The organism is Nocardia sp. FBN12 (assembly GCF_054031145.1).
The window spans coordinates 3,840,653-3,860,510 of the sequence record NZ_CM132926.1 but is presented as its reverse complement, the minus strand read 5'-3'; the positions used below and the strand labels follow the sequence as shown (position 1 = coordinate 3,860,510).

The following is a 19,858-nucleotide window of genomic DNA, read 5'->3' as shown; positions in this document are numbered from 1 at the left end:
CGTTTGCCTACGGAACGAGTGGTCCGGCCAGCACGCGTTCGCCCGCGGCGCGGTCGCCGTCCCAGGTGAACTCGGAACCATCGGCGGATGTGCGCGCCCACAGGGCCAGGAGCAGGTCCGATGCGGTGCCCGCGAGCTCGGCGACGGGCTCGCTGGGACCGTACGTCCAGGTACCGCCGGTGTCAGTGGCACGCAGCCGCAGCGCCACCTCGGGTTCGACCGCGAGGCCGCGGTGGATCATCCGGGGTGCGAACAGTTCGAACACCTCGTCGATGCCGTCGACGGCGAGATCGGCGTCGAACGGATCGGCCGTGCCGAGGGCGTTCTGGCCGTCCCACAGGTGCATGAGCGTCTCGTGGGCGCGGCGCCGCCGCCAGAAGCCGACGGTGCGCGGCATGGTCCGGGTGAAGGTCCACGCCTGCTGGTCTTCGTCCGCGGACAGCGCGGTCGCCATCGCGTCGGCGGTCGTCTCGTACCACTCCCGCAGGGCCACCGGATCTTTCGGCGCGGGCTCGCCCTCGAAATCGCCGCGCAACTCGGCCACCGCGGTGACCACCCACAGATTCCCGCGCCCGACATGGTCGACGAGGTCGTAGACCGTCCAGTCCCCGCAGGACGGCACCGGTGCGGCGAGATCGACATCGGGGGTGATCAGCTCTCCGAAGGTGGTGAGCTTCGCGCACAGCAACGCCAGGTAGTCCATGCCGATCACGGTAGCCCGGATGCGCAGCCGGTCTCGGGGTGAACCCTGATCTACACCCGGATATCGGCGCTGACCTGGTGGTCTATCGGTCGATCGGTGGGAGGATCGACGGTGTCGGATCGCTGGATGGCGGTCGTAGAGGTGAAGGAGTCGTCATGGTCTTGAAAGTCATCGGCATCGTGGTTGTCGCGGTGATCGCGTTCTGGATTCTCGGTGCCCTGCTCGAGGCATTGATGCCCATTCTCGTGATCGGGGCGATCGGCACCGGCGTGTACCTGCTGTACAAGGCGGTGTCGGGGAGCGACAAGACCCCGATCAGTTAGTCGCGCAGTGGTTAGCATGGCGGGGTGGAACAGGTACCCGAGGACTGGCAGCGCGGTCTGGTGATCGTCGCGCACCCCGACGACATCGAATACGGCGCCGCGGCGGCGGTCGCGCGATGGACGGGGCAGGGCAAAGACATTCGCTATCTCCTCGTCACACGCGGTGAGGCCGGGATCGCCGGGATGCCGCCCGCGCAGGCCGCGCCGTTGCGGGAGATCGAGGAGATCTCGGGAGCGCGCGAAGTCGGCGTGCACACCGTCGAATTCCTCGACCATCCCGACGGCCGCATCGAGGAAGGCCTCACCCTGCGCCGCGAACTGGCGGCCGCGCTGCGCAGGCACCGCCCGGAGATGGTGGTGCTGTTCAACTTCGGCGACACCTGGGCGCCGGGAATGGTCAACAGTGCCGATCACCGGGCTGTCGGCCGATCGGCGATGGACGCGATCTCCGACGCGGGCAACGAGTGGATCTTCCCCGAACTCGCCGATCTGGCACCGTGGTCGGCGCGCTGGGCGGCCGTCGTCGGCCCGGCCGCCACCCACGCTGTCGATGTGAGCGCTCATCTGGAGCAGGCGCGCGCGTCGTTGTCGGCGCATCGGCGCTATCTGCAGGTGCTGAGCCCGGTGCCGGTGGCAGAGCAGGTGCGCGAGATCGTCACGTTCGCAACGGGTCCCAAGGAAGGGTTTCCCGCCGCGCACGCGGTCGGCTTCGAATTGTTCACCTTCGCCGGCTGAACGGGCGTCGGTCAGCGCGCGCGGGCCGCGACGCGTTCGACAACAGGTCGCCAGGCCTGCAGGGGCGCAACGCGCAGGCCTACTACCTTGCCCGCGTCATCGGCCTTGCGGAGCGCCAGGGCGGCGGTGAAATCGGTGTCGAGGCGAAACATTTCGGCCTCGGCGGGCGTCATCGGGCCGCCCTGTGCGATGAGCGTGCGCCGACTCGACGCCGACAGGGCGGCGGCATGTCTCGAATCCGTCGCTACCAGAAAGCGTTTCGCGGTCACGTGGAGTTCCATCAGGCGAGCCACTCGGGCGCCGAGCAACCCGCGCACCGCTTGGGCGCCGTGCGTGCCGTGGCCCGCGTCGTCGCCGGGGACCAGGACGTGGCCGATGTCGTGCAGCAGGCCCGCGACCTGGAGCTGTTCGTCATCGGGGAAGTCGCGGCGCAGCAACTGCGCGCACTGTCGATCGTGATCGAGGATGTCGACGGGGTCGCCGGTACGGTCGGCGGTGTCCCAGGCATCGGCGCACTGCTCGAGCAGTACGAACAGGTCGTCGACAGTGTCGATCGGAGCCGACCGCGCGGTACCGGCTCCCTCGATCGCACAGGCGACCGGGAAGGACCGCACCGGATCACTGCTGCCGGAGCCGCTGGGCGTGAGGGGGTCTGGGCAGCCGGGCTCGCCCGGTCCGGTGGAGTGGGGGCTGTCGGGTAGCACGTGATCGCTCCTGCCGGTTTCGCTCGACGTAGTGGTGCGGCGGTCAAGGTAGCGCAGAAACCGCGGTTCGGCTGTTCGAGGTGGCTGGGGCCTGGGGATATGGCAGGGTGGGCGGATGCGAATAGCTGTGGTGGCCGGGCCCGATCCAGGGCATGCGTTTCCCGCGATCGCGTTGTGTCTGCGATTGCTGGCCGCGGGCGACGAGCCCGTGTTGTTCACCGGACCGAGATGGCTCGATCAAGCACGCGCCGCGGGGATCAACGTGCGCAAGCTCAAGGGCCTCGCGCCGCGCCCGACCGACGACGACACCGACGCGGGTGCCCGGATCCACGATCGCGCCGCCCACATCGCCACCGAGAACCTGCCCGAACTGAGCGCGATGCTGCCCGACCTGGTCGTGTCGGACGTCCTGACCGCGGGCGGCGGCATGGCCGCCGAACGGCTGGGGCTGCCGTGGGTCGAACTGTCACCGCACCCGCTCTATCTGCCCTCGAAAGCGTTGCCGCCGATCGGCAGTGGCCTGGCGCCGGGGGAGGGCGTGCGCGGTCGCATGCGCGACGGGGTGTTGCGCACGATGACCGCGCGCGCGGTCCGCAACGGCCACCGTCAGCGTTCCGCGGCCCGCGAAACCATCGGCCTGCCCGCCGAGGATCCCGGCCCGACCGCGCGCCTGGTCGCCACCTTGCCCGCGCTGGAGATGGACCGCCCCGACTGGCCCGACGACACTCACGTCGTAGGACCGCTGCTGTGGGAACCCACCGACGCCGTACTTCCGCTGCCTCCCGGCGCTGCCCCGCTGGTGATGGTGGCGCCGTCGACCGCGCACACCGGTGTGGCCGACATGGTCGACATCGTCGTGTCGGGCCTGACCGGACTCGGTGTGCGCGCGGCCATCTCGACCCTGGACACCCCACCCGCGGACCTACCGGATTGGGCCACCGCGGGCCTCGGCCGCCAGGACGAACTGCTCACCCACGCCGCGGTCGTCGTCGGCGGCGGCGGACACGGCCTGCTCGCCAAATCCCTGGCGGCGGGCGTGCCGGTGGTGACCGTCCCCGGTGGCGGTGACCAGTGGGAGCTGGCCAATCGTGCGGTGCGGCAGGGTAGTTCGGTGCTGGTGCGACCACTCACTCCCGAGGCGGTCGGTGCCGCGGTGCGGCAGGTACTCGACGACCCCGCCTATGCCGAAGCGGCTCGTCACGCCGCCGCCGGTCTGGCGGAGGTCGATGACCCGGTCCAGGTCTGTCACGACGCCGCCAAACAGTAAACGTCCTGTCGGACGTTTGCTCTCGTCGGCCGCTCGCGGATCAGCGGGCACGCGCGGGTCGGCCACGCCGCCGGTCCGGCGGAGGAGCGGACCTCGTCCAGGTCTGGCATGCCGCCAAGCGGTGGTCCGCCACCGCGCTCTGAGTGTTGCTCCGGCGGGCTCACTCGGACCCATCACGGCCCTCGAGCACCTGCGGAGGAAACGATCCTGGGTGTTGCCGGGTGCGGTGGAGAAGGGGCCGCGAGCGGGGCACTGTCGGCTGTTACTCAGCGCGAGTATCTTGGGCAACGTGCGATTGACCGAATTCCAGGAGCTGATGCACACCGAGTTCGGCGTGGCGCGCGCCGACGCCATGCTGACCGATCACGTGATACCCCAACTGGGGCGTACAGGCGCGGTCGCGATCGACAGCGGTGTCGACCCGCGCGACGTGTGGCGAGCATTGTGTGCCGACTTCGACGTACCCCCGAATCGGTGGTGACCAGGCCATGGCCGTGACAGCGGAGAACTCGGACACGCGACCGTATCGGTTCGACGAGCGGCTGCGGATGGTCCCGGTCGACCCCGAGACCCTCGCGGTCAGGGTGGCCCTCGCCGCCCCCGGCGATTTCCCCGGCTTTCGCAGGCTCGGCATCGCGTTGATGCTGCTCGGACGCCACGACGAGGCTCTCGACCGGCTCGATCAGGCCCTCGAACTGGCCGATACCGAGCGGCGCCGGATCACCGTCTGGATCAATATCGCCGATGTCTACCGGTACCAGGGCGAACCGGCGCGCGCGGAGATCCTCTACCGCCGGGCTCTGGAGGCCAGCCGCGCGCTCGATCCCGATCTCGTCTCCTTCGCTGCCCATCACCTGGGCAAATCCCTTGCCGAACAACACCGCCCGGCCGAGGCGCGCCAACTGCTCAACGAGGCCATGCGGCTGCGGGTGGCCGACGGCGAATCCGAACTCATCGAATCCACCCGCGCGGCGCTGGATCACCTCGACGAATTGGCGCTGCCGCTGCCGCCGGTGATCGAGGAGCTGCTCGGACCGGTGCCCGCGTGGTCGGATGAGCACGAGGGCCGCGACGGGAATCTGGTGCGGTCGGGCGGGTACTGGATCAAACGTGGCCCGCGCGCGGTGGCCGAGCACGCGCGGCTGACCTGGTTGCGCGACAACGCCATCGCGGTGCCCGCGGTGGTCGCCTTCGCGGAGGACGTCCTCGTGCTCGCCGATGCCGGCGGAGCTCTTGCCGCACAGACTGATTCGACCGAGACCGGTGCGCAGATGGGCCGGGCGCTGCGCGCGCTGCACGATCTTCCGGTGGCGGACTGCCCCTTCGGCGGTGGTCTCGACGACACGCTGGAGCGGGCGCATCGCAACGTGGTCGAAGGTTTCGTCGACACCGCGGATTTCGATGACGATCACCGTGACCTGTCACCTGCCGCGATCCTCGAGCAGCTACGCGATCAGCGCCCGGCCGCCGAGGATCTGGTCGTCACCCACGGCGATTTCACGCCGGGCAATGTGCTCACCGGTGGCTTGCTGATCGATGTCGCCGCACTCGGGCCCGGCGACCGCTATCGCGACCTGGCGCTGGCCGAGCGCGACCTGACCGGCGACTTCGGCATCGAGGCGGTCTCGGCCTTCTATGCCGCCTACGGCCTGACCGAACCGGACCGGGTGAAGCTCGACTACTACCGGCTGCTCGACGAATTGTTCTGACGCCCGCTCAGGTGGTCTTGGCGTAGTGCCGCGCGGCCTTGGTGCGATTGCCGCAGGTGGCCATCGAATGCCAGCGCCGGGTGCCGTTCTTGGACGTGTCGTAGAAGAACAGCACACAGTCGGGGTGCGCGCACTGACGGATCCGGTGCGGTGCCTCGGCGATCAGGTACAGCAGATTGTCGGCGGCGAGCCAGCCGGGTAACCACGCCGGGTCGGCGACCTCGGGGAGGTCGCGCGGGCCCGCGTCGGTGAGTTCGCGGCGGATGCGGCCGTGGTCGAGGACCCGATTCAGGGCGAGGTGATCGGCGCGGGTGACGGCGTCGTGCACGGCATCACGTGCGGTGTGCAGTGCGGTGAGGGTGCGCTCGTCGACGGGCACGCGATCGGCGAGTCCGAGGAGTTCCAGCCAGGTGCGCAGCCCGTCGAGGTCGGCGAGCAGATCGCCGGGTTCGGCGCCCGCCCACCGGGTGTTGAGCAGGTCGAGAGCGGGGGGTTCGCCGGTGTGCGGACGGGGATCGCGCATGCCAGAGGTTACCAACACGACCCTCCTAACTGTCTAAAAGTAATTCAAGGGTTGACGAAGGGGGTGCCCTCATTCTATGTTCTAACTGTTAAAACATCGATAGACAGTTATTCATTCCAGGAGGAAACCATGACCACCGTCGCCGCACCTGTGCTCACCACCGGTCACATCGGACTCAACGTCGCCGACCTCGACCGCTCCGTCGACTTCTACCGCCGAGGCCTCGGCTTCGAACAGCTCGGCAGTGGCGCCGAGGGCGATCGCCGCTGGGCCTTCCTGGGCCGCGACGGTGCGCTGGTACTCACGCTGTGGCAGCAGAGCAGCGGCGAATTCTCCACCAGCACACCGGGTTTGCATCACCTGTCGTTCCAGGTCGACGGTGTCGAGACGGTGCGCGTCGTCGAAGCGGCGCTGCGCGCGCTCGATGCGGAGTTCTTCCATGACGGTGTGGTCGCGCACGGCGAGGGCGCGTCCTCCGGCGGCATCTTCTTCGCCGACCCCGACGGCATCCGCCTGGAAGTCTTCGCCCCGCTGGGTGCCGACACCGCACCTGCCCCGGCCGGGCCTGCCCCGACGTGCGGGTTCTTCTGATTCGCACGCCCTTTCACGTCATCGACCAGTAAGGATGGGGATCTCATGTTCCATGCCGGAGAGCAGGCCGTGCAGCAACGGATGGGACAGGCCGAAGTGGCCGCCCGCGTCGGCCGTTCGATTCGCGCCGAGATCCCGGCGGTCGCCGCGTCCTTCCTGGCCGACCAGTCGATGGTGGTGCTCGGCGCCGCCGATCCGGCGGGGCACCTGTGGGCGAGCCCGCTCACCGGTCCCGCCGGGTTCGTGCGCGCTGTCGGTGACGCGACCATCGACATCGACACGCGACCCGAGGACGCCGACCCGCTCTCGGTGGCGCTGACCGGCGAGGCCGAGGTCGGGTTGATCGCCCTGCAACCGCAGCGCCGACGGCGGATGCGCGTCAACGGCAGGTCGGCGGTGCGCGAGGGTGGGGTGCGGATCACCACCGAACAGGTCTACGCGAACTGCCCGAAGTACATCTCGCGCAGGCAGATTCGGGAAGTGCAGGCGCCCGGGTCACCCGGGCCGGTGCGCCGCGGCACGGCACTGAGCACCGCCGCGGCCGAGATGATCGCCGCCGCCGACACCTTCTTCATCGCCACCGCCGATGCCGACGGGCATGCCGACGCCTCCCATCGCGGCGGCAATCCCGGTTTCCTGCAGGTGCTTTCACCGAACCGTTTGCGCTGGCCGGACTATCGCGGTAATTCGATGTTCATGACACTGGGTAACCTCGTGGTGCAACCGCGCTGCGGGCTGCTCGTCGCCGACTGGTCCTCCGGTGCGCTGCTCCAGCTCACCGGCCGGGCCGAGCTGGTCTGGGACGCGGCGGCATTCACCGCTGGTGCGCAGTGTGCCGTCGACTTCACCATCGAGCAGGTGATCGAACGCCCCGGCGCGCTCGCTGTGCGGTGGGGTCTGCCCGAACTCTCCCCGAACAATCCCTGATCTCCCCGAAAGGCCTGTCCCATGCGACCTCCGCTGCCACCCTTCGATCTCGAATCCGCGCGCGCGAAGGTGCTCGCCGCCGAAAATGCCTGGAACACCAGGGATCCCGAGCGGGTCGCCGCCGCGTACACCGAGGATTCGGCATGGCGTAACCGCGACGAGTTCTTCACCGGTCACGCCGCGATCGTCGACTTCCTGACCCGCAAGTGGGCGACCGAGAACGGCTATGTCCTGCGCAAGGATCTGTGGGCCTTCCACGACAACCGGATCGCCGTGCGTTTCCAGTACGAATGGCACGACGAGTCGGGGCAGTGGTGGCGTAGCTACGGCAACGAGCAGTGGGAGTTCGCGGCGGACGGGCGGATGGCGCGGCGAGAGGCCAGCATCAACGATGTGCGCATCGAGGAATCGCAGCGGCGGATCCTAGGGCCGCGCGCCGAGGGCGACGACTCGGTGCTGCCGCAGCACTGACGCGCCGTTTCGCTGCCGGATTGCCGGTCTGAGCGGCCGCTTCGCGTGTTGCCGGGCGCGTCGCTTGACTCGAATGGGTGTTCGACTAACCTGGGCGCCAGAACTTGTCGGTGCCGGCCTCTACTGTGGGCGCCAACCAGAGAGACACTCACCTCGAGAAGGGGCACACATCATGGCACCGCAGGCCTACGATCGCGACAAAGCGCTGGAACTGGCACTGGCGCAGGTGGAGAAGAGCTTCGGTAAGGGCGCGGTCATGCGCCTCGGCGAGGAGACCCGTCAGCCGATCGCCGTCATCCCCACCGGCTCCATCGCGCTCGACGTCGCGCTCGGCATCGGCGGGTTGCCGCGCGGTCGCGTCGTGGAGATCTACGGCCCGGAATCCTCGGGTAAGACCACCGTCGCGCTCCACGCGGTAGCCAACGCCCAGGCCGCGGGTGGTGTCGCCGCCTTCATCGACGCCGAGCACGCGCTTGACCCCGACTATGCCCGCAAGCTGGGCGTCGACACCGACGCGCTGCTGGTCTCCCAGCCCGATACCGGTGAGCAGGCGCTGGAGATCGCCGACATGCTGGTGCGCTCCGGCGCCATCGACATCCTCGTCATCGACTCCGTCGCCGCCCTGGTGCCGCGCGCGGAAATCGAAGGCGAGATGGGCGACAGCCACGTGGGTCTGCAGGCCCGCCTCATGAGCCAGGCGCTGCGCAAGATGACCGGTGCGCTCAGCAACTCCGGCACCACCGCCATCTTCATCAACCAGCTGCGCGAGAAGATCGGCGTCATGTTCGGCTCGCCGGAGACCACCACCGGTGGTAAGGCGCTGAAGTTCTACGCCTCGGTCCGCCTGGACGTGCGCCGCATCGAGACCCTCAAGGACGGCAGCGACGCGGTCGGCAACCGTACCCGCGTGAAGGTGGTCAAGAACAAGGTCGCCCCGCCGTTCAAGCAGGCCGAGTTCGACATCCTCTACGGCCAGGGCATCTCCAGGGAGGGCTCGCTCATCGACATGGGTGTCGAGCACGGCTTCGTCCGCAAGTCCGGCTCCTGGTACACCTACGAGGGCGACCAGCTGGGCCAGGGCAAGGAGAACGCCCGCAAGTTCCTGCTGGAGAACAAGGATGTATGCGACGAGGTCGAGAAGAAGATCAAGGAGAAGCTGGGCATCGGCGCCGTACTGACCGCCGAGGCCGACGCGCCCGCCGACTTCTGAGCCGATGACCACGCCGAGCCCCGGCGGCCACCGCGATCCGGCCGACCCGGTCGAACAGATGCGCAGGCAGCTGGCTCGCCTCGGTATCGAGGTCGAGCCCGAGCCGGTGACAGCGCCCGCGAGGGGCCGCGGCAGGGGCACGGCCGATGGACTCGTCCGGTCGGCTCGTGACAAGCGAGCCGACCAGGACGCGGAGAGGATTCGGTCGGGTGCGGGCGATCCGCAGCGCGCGCACCCGACCGGATTCACCGATGGTGACAAACCACCGCATTTCGCTGCGCGGGTTGGTGATGATCATGAAGAGTGGGGGAGCGAGGGCCGGCGACGGCCCCGCGGCGCACGACGCGAACGCAAGTCCGCGCGGCGCGACGAAGTCTCCCTGTCGACCGTCGTCGGTGGTGACGACGGACGGCAGGCGGATCCGGTGGCGGCCGGATCCCAGCCGGGAGAGCCCGACAGGCGGGCCGGCGCACGCCGGCTCGCCCCGGGCGACCGTCCCGATGCGACCCTGGAACAGGCCAAAGATGTGTGCCTGCGATTGCTCTCGGTGCGTGCTCGCAGCCGCGCCGAACTGGAGAAACGCCTCGGCGAGAAGGGCTTCCGCCTCGAGGTGACAGCGGCCGCCCTCGAACGGTTCACCGAAGTCGGCCTGATCAACGACGCCTCTTTCGCCGAACAGTGGGTGCACGAACGCCACACCTACTCCGGCCGTGGCAAGCGGGCGCTCCAGCGTGAGCTGCGCGAGAAGGGCGTCGCCCCCGGCGACGCCGAACAGGCGCTGTCGATGGTCACCGACGATGCCGAACATGCCCGCGCCGCCGACCTGGTCCGCCGCAAACTCCGCACCCTCCCCTCGGACCTCGACCGCGACAAGGCAGTCCGACGCCTCGTCGGCATGCTCGCCCGCCGCGGCTACGACCAGTCCACCGCCTTCGCTGTCGCCACCGCGGAACTGGACGAAGCGGGGTTCGAACGCACCCCGCCTCGCCCCGCTCGCGCTGCCTCCGAGAGCGAGCAGGCGGCCCATCCCGACGAGGCAGGCGGCCCGTGGCGGACACGCCGCTCGCTGTCGCGCGGTGCTGGTTCGGCGGACGCCGGTGCAACCCTCAGTGATACAGCCGAATCGGATACCGCCCGCCGTTCGACCGGGCGCCCGACTCCTGGCGACGAACAAGATGCGATCGACCTGGTCCGTCGCAAGCTCCGTTCCATGCCCGCAGACCTGGACCGCACCAAGGCCACTCGCCGCTTGGTCGACATGCTCGCCCGCCGCGGATACAGCCCATCCACGGCTTTCGCCGTGGTGAAAGCGGAGCTGTCGCAGGCGGATCGGTGAGCTTCGCCCGGATACGACCGGTCCGGGCGGCGGCTCTTGCCGGATCGGTGGTGCGACAGGTTTCGGCTGCGGAGACCGGCGCCGAACTGCCGCAAGAGCTGTACGCGGCGCGTAGGATGATCTCGCTCGGCGAAACCTGGTTTCGCGCAAGTTGATTCGCCGCATCGCCGAATCATGCGGTGTGGGGACGGGATGTTTCACCCCGATTCGGGTGGGAAATCCGGGGAGCAGGGCCGTAGGCGGCCGCCGAACGACGGGGAGGTGGACCCTGGACGCGTTGTGGTCGTTCGTGGTGAACCGGCGGGAGCAGTTGCTGGTCGATTCGTATCTGCATGTGTCGGCGGTGGTGCAATCGTTGGTGCTGGCAACGCTGATCGCGGTGGCGCTCGGGGTGCTGGTGTACCGGAGTCCGCTCGGGTCCGCGGCCGCGACCGCGACAGCGGGGGCGATTCTGACGGTGCCCTCGTTCGCGTTGCTCGGATTGCTGATTCCGTTCCTCGGGCTCGGTGTCGGGCCGACGATCGTGGCCCTGGTGCTGTACGCGCTGCTGCCGATTCTGCGGAATACGGTGCTCGGGTTGTCGTCGGTGGATCCGGCGGTGACCGACGCCGCGCGCGGTGTCGGGATGAACCGGTTGCGGCTGCTGACCAAGATCGAGCTGCCCCTTGCCTGGCCGTCCATTCTCACCGGCATGCGGGTCAGTACCCAGATGATCATGGGCATCCTGGCGCTGGCGGCCTATGCGAAGGGCCCCGGCCTCGGCAACGTGATCTTCTCCGGGCTCTCCCGCCTCGGCAGCCCGAACGCGGTGCCGCAGGCGCTCACCGGCACCGTCCTCATCGTCGTGCTCGCACTCGCACTCGACGGCGTCCTTGTTCTGCTCGGACGGCTCACTATTCCGAGGGGAATTCGTGACTGACATCGCAACCACCGAGGCGCCAGGCGCTGCCGCGGTCTCCGGGGTCGAGATCGTCCTCGACCGGGTCACCAAACGCTATCCCGAACAGCCCGAACCCGCGGTCGACGAGGTCTCCATGACCATCCCGGCCGGGGAGATCGTGGTGCTGGTCGGCCCGTCCGGCTGCGGCAAGACCACCACCATGCGGATGATCAACCGGCTGATCGAACCCACCTCGGGCACCGTCACCATCGGCGGCCGCGACGCGAGTGCGATCGACGCCGACGAATTGCGCCGCGGCATCGGCTATTCGATCCAGCAGGCCGGCCTGTTCCCACACATGACCGTCGCCAAGAACATCGCCACGGTGCCCGGCCTGCTCGGCTGGGACCGCCGCCGCACCGCCGAGCGCACCGACGAGATGCTCACCCTCGTCGGCCTCGACCCCGACACCTACCGCAACCGCTACCCGCGCCAACTCTCCGGCGGACAGCAGCAGCGCATCGGTGTGGCCAGGGCGCTGGCGGCCGACCCGCCGGTCCTGCTCATGGACGAACCCTTCGGCGCGGTCGACCCGATCACCCGTGCCCTCCTGCAGGACGAATTGCTCCGCCTGCAAGCTGAACTCGGCAAGACCATCGTCTTCGTCACCCACGATTTCGGTGAGGCCGTGAAGCTGGGCGACCGCATCGCCGTCCTCGGGGACCGCTCGCGCATCCTGCAGTACGACACCCCCGCCGCGATCCTGGCCGCCCCCGCCGACGAGACGGTCGCCGGGTTCGTCGGCGCCACCGCCACCATCGACCGCCTCGGCCTCGCCGTCCTCGCCGACCTCGACCTGGACCACGGCGTCACCGTCACCGACGACAGCACCCCCACCGCCTTCACCACCGCCCTGCGCGACGCGGATCGCACCTGGGGCATCGTGCTCGACCCGCGACGACGCCCACTCCGGCGAGTGACGACAGACGAACTCGCCCACGCGGATTCACTGCGTGACCTCGGCACCCCGATCGGCACCACCCTTCCCGCCGACGCCACCCTCCAAGACGCACTGGCCGCGCTGCTCACCGAACGCACCGCCTCCGCGGTCGTCGTCGACAACACCGGCACCTACGCCGGAACAGTGACCGTCGACACCCTCGTGAACCACCTCGCCGCAACCGAATCGGCGTCGGCATGATGACCGAGCGGCATCGCGGCGCGAGCACGCCCGAACTCGCGATGCCCCGCGGCGGAGCAGTTCGAGATCCTGCCTCGGCAGCAGGGCTTCAGCAGGGGCGGAGGGCTCCACAGTGACGAATACTGTTTCGGTTACCTCGCGTTCGATCGTCGACGTCCCCGCAGTCACCGCTGCCCCCGCGGCCCAGCGGCGTGCCGAATACCTCCGCCTGCTGGCCCAGCCGGTGATCGTGCTGATCCTCACCGTCGGGGTGCTCGTCTGGGCGTTCCGGCGCGATCTCACCGTCACGCAGCAGGCCAGTATCAGCGTGAGCAATGTCGCCCAGGTGACCTGGCAGCACATCCTGATCACGGCAGCCGTGGTGCTCATCGTCGTCGCGGTGGCGGTGCCGCTCGGCACCTTGCTCACCCGGCACCGATTCCGCCGTCTCGCACCGCTTTTCGTCGGCATCGCCAATATCGGGGCGTCGGCGCCCGCGATCGGCCTGATCGTGCTGTGCTATCTGGTCACTCGCACCACCGGGTTCTGGGTGGGTGTCGCACCGATCGCGGTCACCGCGCTGCTGCCGGTGCTGCGCAACACCATCCTGGGCTACCAGCAGGTCGACCCCGACCTGATCGACGCGGGCCGGGGACAGGGCATGTCGGCCGGACTCGTCCTGCGCCGCATCGAGTTCCCGCTCGCCGTGCCCTACATTCTGGCGGGCTTGCGAACCTCCCTGGTGCTGGCCGTCGGCACGGCGACCCTGTCGTTCATGGTGAGCGCGGGTGGACTCGGCATTCTCATCGACACCGGCTACAAACTGCGCGACACCGTGACCCTGACGCTCGGCGCGGTCCTCGCGGTGGCGCTGGCACTGTTCGTCGACTGGCTGGGCGCACTGGCCGAACAGTTCCTCGGCCCGAGGGGGTTGCGGTGAGGTGCATCGGACTGCTGCGCGGGCTCGCCCCCGTTCTGAGCGTGCTGGTACTCGCGAGCTGCGGTCTGCAGTCGGGTGGTTCGGTGCCACTTCCCGTGGGGCCGGGCAGTATCCAACCGGTGCCCGAGCTCGACGGCGTCGCGGTGACAGTGGGCTCCAAGGACTTCACCGAGGCCAACATCCTCGGCTACATGATCGAATTCGCACTCACCGCCGCGGGTGCGCAGGTGCGTGACCTGACCAATATCCAGGGCTCCAACAGCCTGCGGGACGCGCAACTGAACGGCCAGATCGATATCGCCTACGACTACACCGGCACCGGCTGGATCAACTACCTCGGCAAGGAGAAGCCGATCCCGACCGAGGCCGCCCAGTTCGAGGCGGTCCGCGACGCCGACCTCGCCGAACACGACATGGTCTGGGCGGCGATGGCGCCGATGAACAACACCTACGCTCTCGTCACGAGCAAGGGCACCGCCGAGGAGACCGGGGTACGCACGCTGTCGGACTACGCGGAACTCCTCGCGAAAGATCCCGGCGCGGCTGCCACCTGCGTCGGCACGGAATTCAACGTGCGCCCGGACGGCTACCCCGGCCTGGCAGGCGCCTACGGCATCGACCTCGGCAAGGCGCAGCGCCAGATCGTCCAGGACGCCCTGGTCTACCAGGCCACCGCCGACGCGAAACAGTGCCGCTTCGGCTCGGTCGCCGCCACCGACGGCCGCATCCCCGCCCTCGAACTGGTACTCCTCGAAGACGACAAAGCGTTCTTCCCGAAGTACAACGCCTCCCTGGTCATGCACCGCGCCTTCGCCGACGCCAACCCGAAGGTCACGGAGGTGATGGCCCCGATCTCGGCCCGCCTCACCAACGAGGTGATCACCGAACTCAACCGGCAGGTCGACATCGACGGCCGCGAACCCGCCGACGTCGCCCGTGACTGGATGGTCGCGGAGGGCCTCGTCACCACCGGCTGATCCACCGCGGCGGTTTGCCGAACTGTTACCGGCGACTTGTCTGAGATGTCCGGAACGCGCGGGTCGCTCACACCACTGCCTCAGCTTCTCGGGCCATGATGGACGGCGGTAGAGACAACCGGAAACCGCGACGCGCAGCGGTGGGGGCCGCGTCCAGACTGGGAGGCCGACCCATGACCATCGAATTCCGCAAGGTGACCCTCCTCGGAACGGGGGTGCTCGGATCCCAGATCGCCTTCCAGACCGCGTTCCACGGGTTCGACGTCACCGCCTACGACATCGATGACGCGGCGCTCACCGCCGCGCGCACCCGATTCGACGGACTCGCCACCGTGTACCAGCAGGACGTGGCAGGCGCCGACGCGAGCAACACCGCGGCGACCGCGGCGGGCATCACCTTGACCGCCGACCTGGCCACCGCGGCGGCCGAGGCGGATCTCGTCATCGAGGCGGTGCCGGAGGTGCTCGCGATCAAGCGCGACCTGTACGGCAAGCTCGGTGCGCTCGCGCCCGAACGCACTGTGTTCGCGACGAACTCCTCGACGCTGCTGCCCAGCGACATCGTCGACTACACCGGGCGCCCCGATCGTTTCCTGGCACTGCACTTCGCCAACCACGTGTGGAAGTTCAACACCGCCGAGGTGATGGGCACCGAGCAGACCGATCCGGCGGTATTCGGTGCGGTGGTCGAGTTCGCGAAGGCGATCGGCATGGTGCCGATCGAATTGCACAAGGAGAAGGCGGGCTACGTCCTCAACTCGCTGCTGGTGCCGTTCCTGAACTCCGGAATCGAGCTCGCGGCGGGCGGATACGCCGAACCGGCCGCCGTCGACGAGACCTGGCGCATCGCGACCGGCGCGCCCATGGGCCCATTCCAGATCCTGGACATCGTCGGCCTGACCACCCCGTACAACATCCTGGTCAACGGCAGCGACGACCACAAGAAGCTCGCGGCCTGGCTGAAGGAGAACTACATCGACAAGGGCAAGCTCGGCGCCGCCACGGGAGAGGGGTTCTACCGCTACACCGCTTAGTCCCGCTCGACCTTGCTGGATCGGACAGAGGAGTCGGATGTACTACAGCAGTGGCAATTACGAAGCGTTCGCCCGTCCACGCAAACCCGAAGGGGTAGAAGGCAAATCGGCCTGGTTCGTGGGGGCCGGGCTTGCCTCCCTCTCGGGTGCGGCGTTCCTCATCAGGGACGGGCAGATGTCCGGGGACAAGATCACCGTCCTGGAGCGGCTGAAGCTGCCGGGCGGCGCGCTCGACGGGATCAAGGAACCGAAGAAGGGTTTCGTCATCCGCGGCGGGCGCGAGATGGAGAACCACTTCGAATGTCTGTGGGATCTCTACCGTTCGGTGCCGTCGATGGAGATCGAGGGTGCCAGTGTGCTCGACGAGTTCTACTGGCTCAACAAGGACGACCCGAACTTCTCCTTGCAGCGGGCGACGGTGAAACGCGGTCAGGACGCGCATACCGACGGCCTGTTCACCCTCACCGATCGCGCGCAGAAAGACATCGTGAAGGTGTTCCTCGCCACCCGCGAGCACATGGAGAACAAGCGCATCGACGAGGTGTTCGGCCCGGATTTCCTGGCGAGCAACTTCTGGCTGTACTGGCGCACCATGTTCGCGTTCGAACAGTGGCACAGTGCGCTCGAGATGAAGCTGTACCTGCACCGTTTCATCCATCACATCGGTGGCCTGCCCGACTTCTCCGCGTTGAAGTTCACCAAGTACAACCAGTACGAGTCGCTGGTGCTGCCGCTGTATCGGTGGTTGCTCGACCAGGGCGTGCGGTTCCGGTTCGACACCGAGGTCACCGATGTCGACTTCGACATCAGCGGGCCGCGCAAGCAGGCCACCCGGCTGCACTGGGTGTCCGAGGGCGTCGACGGCGGGGTCGACCTGACCGCCGGCGATCTGCTGTTCGTCACCATCGGTTCGCTCACCGAGAACTCGAACGAGGGCGACCAGCACACCCCGGCCGTGCTCGACGAGGGCCCGGCGCCGGCCTGGGATCTGTGGCGGCGGATCGCCGCCAAGGACCCCGCGTTCGGTCATCCCGAGGTCTTCGGTGGTCACATTCAGCAGACCAAGTGGGAGTCGGCCACGGTCACCACTCTCGACGAGCGGATTCCCCGCTACATCCAGAAGATCTGTAAGCGTGACCCGTTCAGCGGCAAAGTGGTCACCGGCGGCATCGTGACGGCGAAGGACTCGTCCTGGCTGATGAGCTGGACGGTGAACCGGCAGCCGCACTTCAAGCAGCAGCCCGCCGACCAGATCGTGGTGTGGGTGTACGCGCTGTTCGTCGACCGTCCCGGCGATTTCGTGAAGAAGTCGATGCAGGACTGCACCGGCGCGGAGATCACCCAGGAATGGCTGTACCACCTCGGGGTGCCCGAGGCCGAGATCCCGGAGATGGCTGCCGACGCGGCGACGTGCGTGCCGGTGATGATGCCGTACGTGACCGCGTTCTTCATGCCACGTCAGGCCGGCGACCGGCCGGACGTGGTGCCCGCGGGCGCGGTGAACTTCGCCTTCATCGGCCAGTTCGCGGAGACCACCCGCGACTGTATCTTCACCACCGAGTACTCGGTGCGCACCGGCATGGAGGCGGCCTACACGCTGCTCGGTGTCGAGCGGGGAGTGCCGGAGGTCTTCGGCTCGACCTACGACATCCGGGCGCTCCTGGCGGCGACGAGCCGATTGCGCGACGGCGAGGAGGTGAGCCTGCCCGGCCCGGAATTCGTCCGTGATCGCCTGCTGAAGAAGCTGGACGACACCGAGATCGGGCCGCTGCTGCGCGAATTCGGCCTCATCGGCGACTAGGGAGACAACGAGCGGGGCCCGATCCGATCGGACCGGGCCCCGCTCGTCGTGTGCGCGCCTACTTCTTGGTGATGTCGACGCCCGGCGCGGCGTCGGTGAGGATCGAATCGGCGGCCAGCACCGCGCCACCGCTCTTCTTCCGCGACCGCAGCCGCTTTTCGAGGGTGGTGGCCAGGAAACTCAGCGCCATGTTGAGCGAGATCATGATCACCGCGACGACGATCAGCGCGGGGATCGGGTTCGAGAACGATGCGCCGATCTGCGCACCGGACCGCACCAGCTCCACAAAGGTGATCTGGTAGCCCAGCGCGGTGTCCTTGAGGACAACGACCATCTGCGACACCAGCGCAGGCAGCATCGCGGTCACGGCTTGCGGCAGCAGGATCAGCCGCATCAGCTGGTTCTTGCGCAGACCGAGTGCGACGGCGGCTTCGGTCTGGCCTTTGGGCAGCGACTTGATGCCTGCTCGCACGATCTCGGCGATGACCGCGGAGTTGTAGATGATCAGCGCGATGACTACCGCGGCCAGCGCGAGCTGATCGGACGGGAACAGGTCGTAGTCGGCGAAGATCGCGAACAGGAAGATCATCAAGATCAGCACGGGGATCGCCCGGGCGAGCTCCACGATCGTGCCCGCGACACCGCGCACCCACGCGTGATCGGACAGGCGCAGGATCCCGAAGATCATGCCGAAGATCACCGAGCCGATGATCGAGATGACGGCAGCGGTGAGCGTGCCTTCCAAGCCGGGCAGGATATAGGTTTCCCAGACCTCGGACTCGAGGAACGGTTCCCACTTGGCCGCCGTGAACTGGTCTTTCTCGGCGAACGCGTCGTAGAGCCACCAGCCACCGCCGACCAGCGCGACCACGACAAGGACCGAGTACAGGTTGTGACGCAGCCGCGCGCGGGGCCCGGGAGCGTCGAAGAGAACCGAAGCGCTGCTCATCGTGCCACCTCGTAACGCTTGGCCAGCCAGCCGAAGAACAGGCCGGTGGGCAGGGTGAGGATGACGAAGCCGAGCGCGAAGATCGCCCCGATGGTGAGCAGCGCGGCCTCGCTCTCGATCATGTCGTTCATCAGGTACGCCGCTTCGACCACGCCGATGACCGAGGCGACGGTGGAGTTCTTGGTCAGCGCGATCAGCACACTGCCCAGGGGCGCGATCACGGCGCGAAACGCCTGGGGCAGCACGATCAACCGGAGGTTCTGTGCGAACCCGAAGCCCAGTGATCGCCCTGCTTCGGACTGGCCGAGCGCGACAGTGTTGATGCCCGAGCGCAGCGATTCGCACACGAAGGCCGCGGTGTAGATGCTGAGGCCGATGATGGCCCACCGGTAGTTGATGACCTTGATGTCACCGCTGCCCAGTGTCCACCCCAGGGTGGTATAGAGACCGATCGAGGTGAACACCAGGATCAGCGTGAGCGGGGTGTTGCGGAATACGGACACATACGCCGCGCCGACCCATCGCGCGACCGGGATCGGCGACACGCGCATGCCGGCGACGACGGTACCGATGATGAGCGAACCGATCGCCGAGAAGAAGGTGAGTTTGATTGTTACCCAGAACGCATCGAAGATTCGGGATTGATACGTCGAGATCAGGTCGAACACGGACGCGCGTCCTCCGATCGGTGTGAAGGCCAGCAGGGCAACACCGCGTCGGTGACCAGGAAGACCAGGTCACCGACGCGGTGGTCGATCAGTAGCGGTCGACGGTCGGCGGCGCGGGAACCGCGAAACCGGTTCCCGCGAAGTTCTTCTCCTGCGCGGCCTTCCACGAACCGTCATCGATCATCGCCTGGATGGCGTCGTTGACCTTGCCCCGAAGCTCGGTATCGCCCTTCTTCAGGCCGACGCCGTACTTCTCGGTGGTGAAGGTCTTGTTCACCAGCTTGAAGGTGCCCGGCGACTGCGCCGCGTAGCCGGCGAGGATCACGTTGTCGGTGGTGACCGCGTCGATCGCGCCACTGCGCATCGCCTCGATGCACAGCGAGTAGGTGTCGTAGGTCTGCAGCTGCGCCTGCGGGTAGTTCTTCTCGATGTTCTGGGCCGGGGTGGAGCCCTTCACCGAGCAGACCTTCTTGCCCGCCAGCGAATCGGGGCCGGTGATGTCGGTGTTGGCGGCGGGCACCAGCAGATCCTGGCCCGCGATGTAGTACGGGCCGGCGAAATCGACCTTCTCCTTGCGCTTGTCGTTGATCGAGTAGGTGGCCACGACGAGGTCGACCTGGCCGTTCTCGATCAGCGTCTCGCGCTGCGCCGACGGCGCTTCCTTGAAGGTGACGTTCTCCGGCTTCACCCCGAGCTTGTCGGCGACGTACTTGGCGACGTCGACATCGAGGCCGCTGTAGGTGCCGTCGGTATTGCGCAGGCCGAGACCAGGCTGGTCGAACTTGATGCCGACGGTCAGCTTGCCGTCCTTGGCGTTCTCCAGAGCCGACTTGTCGCTACCGCCACCACAACCCGCGGTGACGGTGACTGCCAATGCCAGTGCCGCTGCGCCGATTCCGACGCGCATCGCACGATTGATCCTCATGGGTT

The 19,858-nt window shown here is 67.9% G+C and carries 22 protein-coding genes and 1 pseudogene; 17 read left to right on the top strand and 6 right to left on the bottom strand.

All coding sequences use genetic code 11. The features are described 5' to 3' along the window. Positions 1-7 precede the first annotated feature (7 nt). Complete coding sequence (locus tag ACWZHB_RS18575; protein ID WP_427903130.1) at positions 8-703, bottom strand: maleylpyruvate isomerase family mycothiol-dependent enzyme; 696 nt, start codon at positions 701-703, stop codon at positions 8-10. Positions 704-858: 155 nt separating this feature from the next. On the opposite strand from ACWZHB_RS18575, the gene ACWZHB_RS18570 reads away from it, so the two are divergent. Continuing rightward, a complete protein-coding gene (locus ACWZHB_RS18570; protein WP_427903129.1) occupies positions 859-1,026 on the top strand; it encodes a hypothetical protein in 168 nt (55 codons plus the stop codon). 24 nt (positions 1,027-1,050) lie between these two features. Further along, positions 1,051-1,761: a PIG-L deacetylase family protein gene (locus ACWZHB_RS18565; RefSeq protein ID WP_427903128.1), complete on the top strand. Its 711-nt coding sequence runs from the start codon at positions 1,051-1,053 to the stop codon at positions 1,759-1,761. Between the two features lie 11 nt (positions 1,762-1,772). On the opposite strand, the gene ACWZHB_RS18560 is transcribed toward ACWZHB_RS18565, so the two are convergent. Next, positions 1,773-2,465: an HD domain-containing protein gene (locus tag ACWZHB_RS18560; protein WP_427903127.1), complete on the bottom strand. Its 693-nt coding sequence runs from the start codon at positions 2,463-2,465 to the stop codon at positions 1,773-1,775. A gap of 115 nt (positions 2,466-2,580) precedes the next feature. Between ACWZHB_RS18560 and ACWZHB_RS18555 the strand changes: the two genes are divergently transcribed. The 3 genes from ACWZHB_RS18555 (at position 2,581) to ACWZHB_RS18545 (ending at position 5,441) form a co-directional block, all read left to right on the top strand. Next, the gene (locus tag ACWZHB_RS18555) at positions 2,581-3,732 is read left to right on the top strand and encodes a glycosyltransferase (RefSeq protein WP_427903126.1); all 1,152 of its coding nucleotides are present in this window, start codon (positions 2,581-2,583) and stop codon (positions 3,730-3,732) included. Between the two features lie 289 nt (positions 3,733-4,021). Continuing rightward, on the top strand, positions 4,022-4,213 hold the full coding sequence (locus ACWZHB_RS18550; RefSeq protein ID WP_378920194.1) for a DUF3046 domain-containing protein: 192 nt from the start codon (positions 4,022-4,024) through the stop codon (positions 4,211-4,213). 7 nt (positions 4,214-4,220) lie between these two features. Next, positions 4,221-5,441 carry a tetratricopeptide repeat protein gene (locus tag ACWZHB_RS18545; RefSeq protein WP_427903125.1) on the top strand — a complete coding sequence of 407 codons (1,221 nt, stop codon included), beginning with the start codon at positions 4,221-4,223 and terminating at the stop codon, positions 5,439-5,441. Positions 5,442-5,448: 7 nt separating this feature from the next. Here ACWZHB_RS18545 and ACWZHB_RS18540 read toward each other — a convergent pair whose 3' ends face one another. Beyond that, the gene (locus ACWZHB_RS18540) at positions 5,449-5,964 is read right to left on the bottom strand and encodes a CGNR zinc finger domain-containing protein (protein ID WP_427909214.1); all 516 of its coding nucleotides are present in this window, start codon (positions 5,962-5,964) and stop codon (positions 5,449-5,451) included. 129 nt (positions 5,965-6,093) lie between these two features. On the opposite strand from ACWZHB_RS18540, the gene ACWZHB_RS18535 reads away from it, so the two are divergent. The 12 genes and pseudogenes from ACWZHB_RS18535 to ACWZHB_RS18480 all read left to right on the top strand — a co-directional run bounded on the left by ACWZHB_RS18535 (position 6,094) and on the right by ACWZHB_RS18480 (position 17,311). Further along, positions 6,094-6,555 carry a VOC family protein gene (locus tag ACWZHB_RS18535; protein WP_427903124.1) on the top strand — a complete coding sequence of 154 codons (462 nt, stop codon included), beginning with the start codon at positions 6,094-6,096 and terminating at the stop codon, positions 6,553-6,555. A gap of 45 nt (positions 6,556-6,600) precedes the next feature. Continuing rightward, positions 6,601-7,482, top strand: a complete 882-nt coding sequence (locus tag ACWZHB_RS18530; RefSeq protein ID WP_427903123.1) for a pyridoxamine 5'-phosphate oxidase family protein — start codon at positions 6,601-6,603, stop codon at positions 7,480-7,482. A gap of 21 nt (positions 7,483-7,503) precedes the next feature. Further along, positions 7,504-7,953, top strand: coding sequence for a nuclear transport factor 2 family protein (locus ACWZHB_RS18525; RefSeq protein ID WP_427903122.1), 450 nt, complete (start codon positions 7,504-7,506; stop codon positions 7,951-7,953). A gap of 172 nt (positions 7,954-8,125) precedes the next feature. Further along, positions 8,126-9,163: a recombinase RecA gene (recA, locus tag ACWZHB_RS18520; RefSeq protein ID WP_427903121.1), complete on the top strand. Its 1,038-nt coding sequence runs from the start codon at positions 8,126-8,128 to the stop codon at positions 9,161-9,163. 424 nt (positions 9,164-9,587) lie between these two features. Further along, positions 9,588-10,136: pseudogene (locus tag ACWZHB_RS18515) on the top strand (regulatory protein RecX); the annotation flags it as partial. Beyond that, entirely contained in the window at positions 10,116-10,499 is a 384-nt protein-coding gene (locus tag ACWZHB_RS18510; protein WP_427909213.1) for a hypothetical protein, read from the top strand. The pseudogene ACWZHB_RS18515 and the gene ACWZHB_RS18510, both read left to right, overlap by 21 nt. Before the next feature lie 268 nt (positions 10,500-10,767). After that, positions 10,768-11,418, top strand: coding sequence for an ABC transporter permease (locus ACWZHB_RS18505; protein ID WP_427909212.1), 651 nt, complete (start codon positions 10,768-10,770; stop codon positions 11,416-11,418). Next, positions 11,411-12,580: an ABC transporter ATP-binding protein gene (locus tag ACWZHB_RS18500; RefSeq protein ID WP_427903120.1), complete on the top strand. Its 1,170-nt coding sequence runs from the start codon at positions 11,411-11,413 to the stop codon at positions 12,578-12,580. Before ACWZHB_RS18505 ends, ACWZHB_RS18500 begins: the two co-directional genes overlap by 8 nt. Positions 12,581-12,725: 145 nt before the next feature. Next, positions 12,726-13,499: an ABC transporter permease gene (locus ACWZHB_RS18495; protein WP_427909211.1), complete on the top strand. Its 774-nt coding sequence runs from the start codon at positions 12,726-12,728 to the stop codon at positions 13,497-13,499. After that, positions 13,496-14,476, top strand: coding sequence for a glycine betaine ABC transporter substrate-binding protein (locus tag ACWZHB_RS18490; RefSeq protein WP_427903119.1), 981 nt, complete (start codon positions 13,496-13,498; stop codon positions 14,474-14,476). Before ACWZHB_RS18495 ends, ACWZHB_RS18490 begins: the two co-directional genes overlap by 4 nt. A 173-nt stretch (positions 14,477-14,649) precedes the next feature. Continuing rightward, the gene (locus ACWZHB_RS18485; RefSeq protein ID WP_427903118.1) at positions 14,650-15,510 is read left to right on the top strand and encodes a 3-hydroxyacyl-CoA dehydrogenase; all 861 of its coding nucleotides are present in this window, start codon (positions 14,650-14,652) and stop codon (positions 15,508-15,510) included. Between the two features lie 37 nt (positions 15,511-15,547). Further along, positions 15,548-17,311 (top strand): oleate hydratase, encoded by a 1,764-nt coding sequence (locus tag ACWZHB_RS18480; RefSeq protein WP_427903117.1) that lies wholly within the window; start codon positions 15,548-15,550, stop codon positions 17,309-17,311. 58 nt (positions 17,312-17,369) lie between these two features. On the opposite strand, the gene ACWZHB_RS18475 is transcribed toward ACWZHB_RS18480, so the two are convergent. The 3 genes from ACWZHB_RS18475 to ACWZHB_RS18465 all read right to left on the bottom strand — a co-directional run bounded on the left by ACWZHB_RS18475 (position 17,370) and on the right by ACWZHB_RS18465 (position 19,853). Then, entirely contained in the window at positions 17,370-18,260 is an 891-nt protein-coding gene (locus tag ACWZHB_RS18475) for an amino acid ABC transporter permease (RefSeq protein WP_427903116.1), read from the bottom strand. Next, on the bottom strand, positions 18,257-18,928 hold the full coding sequence (locus tag ACWZHB_RS18470; protein WP_427903115.1) for an amino acid ABC transporter permease: 672 nt from the start codon (positions 18,926-18,928) through the stop codon (positions 18,257-18,259). Before ACWZHB_RS18470 ends, ACWZHB_RS18475 begins: the two co-directional genes overlap by 4 nt. Before the next feature lie 88 nt (positions 18,929-19,016). After that, on the bottom strand, positions 19,017-19,853 hold the full coding sequence (locus tag ACWZHB_RS18465) for a glutamate ABC transporter substrate-binding protein (RefSeq protein WP_427903114.1): 837 nt from the start codon (positions 19,851-19,853) through the stop codon (positions 19,017-19,019). Positions 19,854-19,858 lie beyond the last annotated feature (5 nt).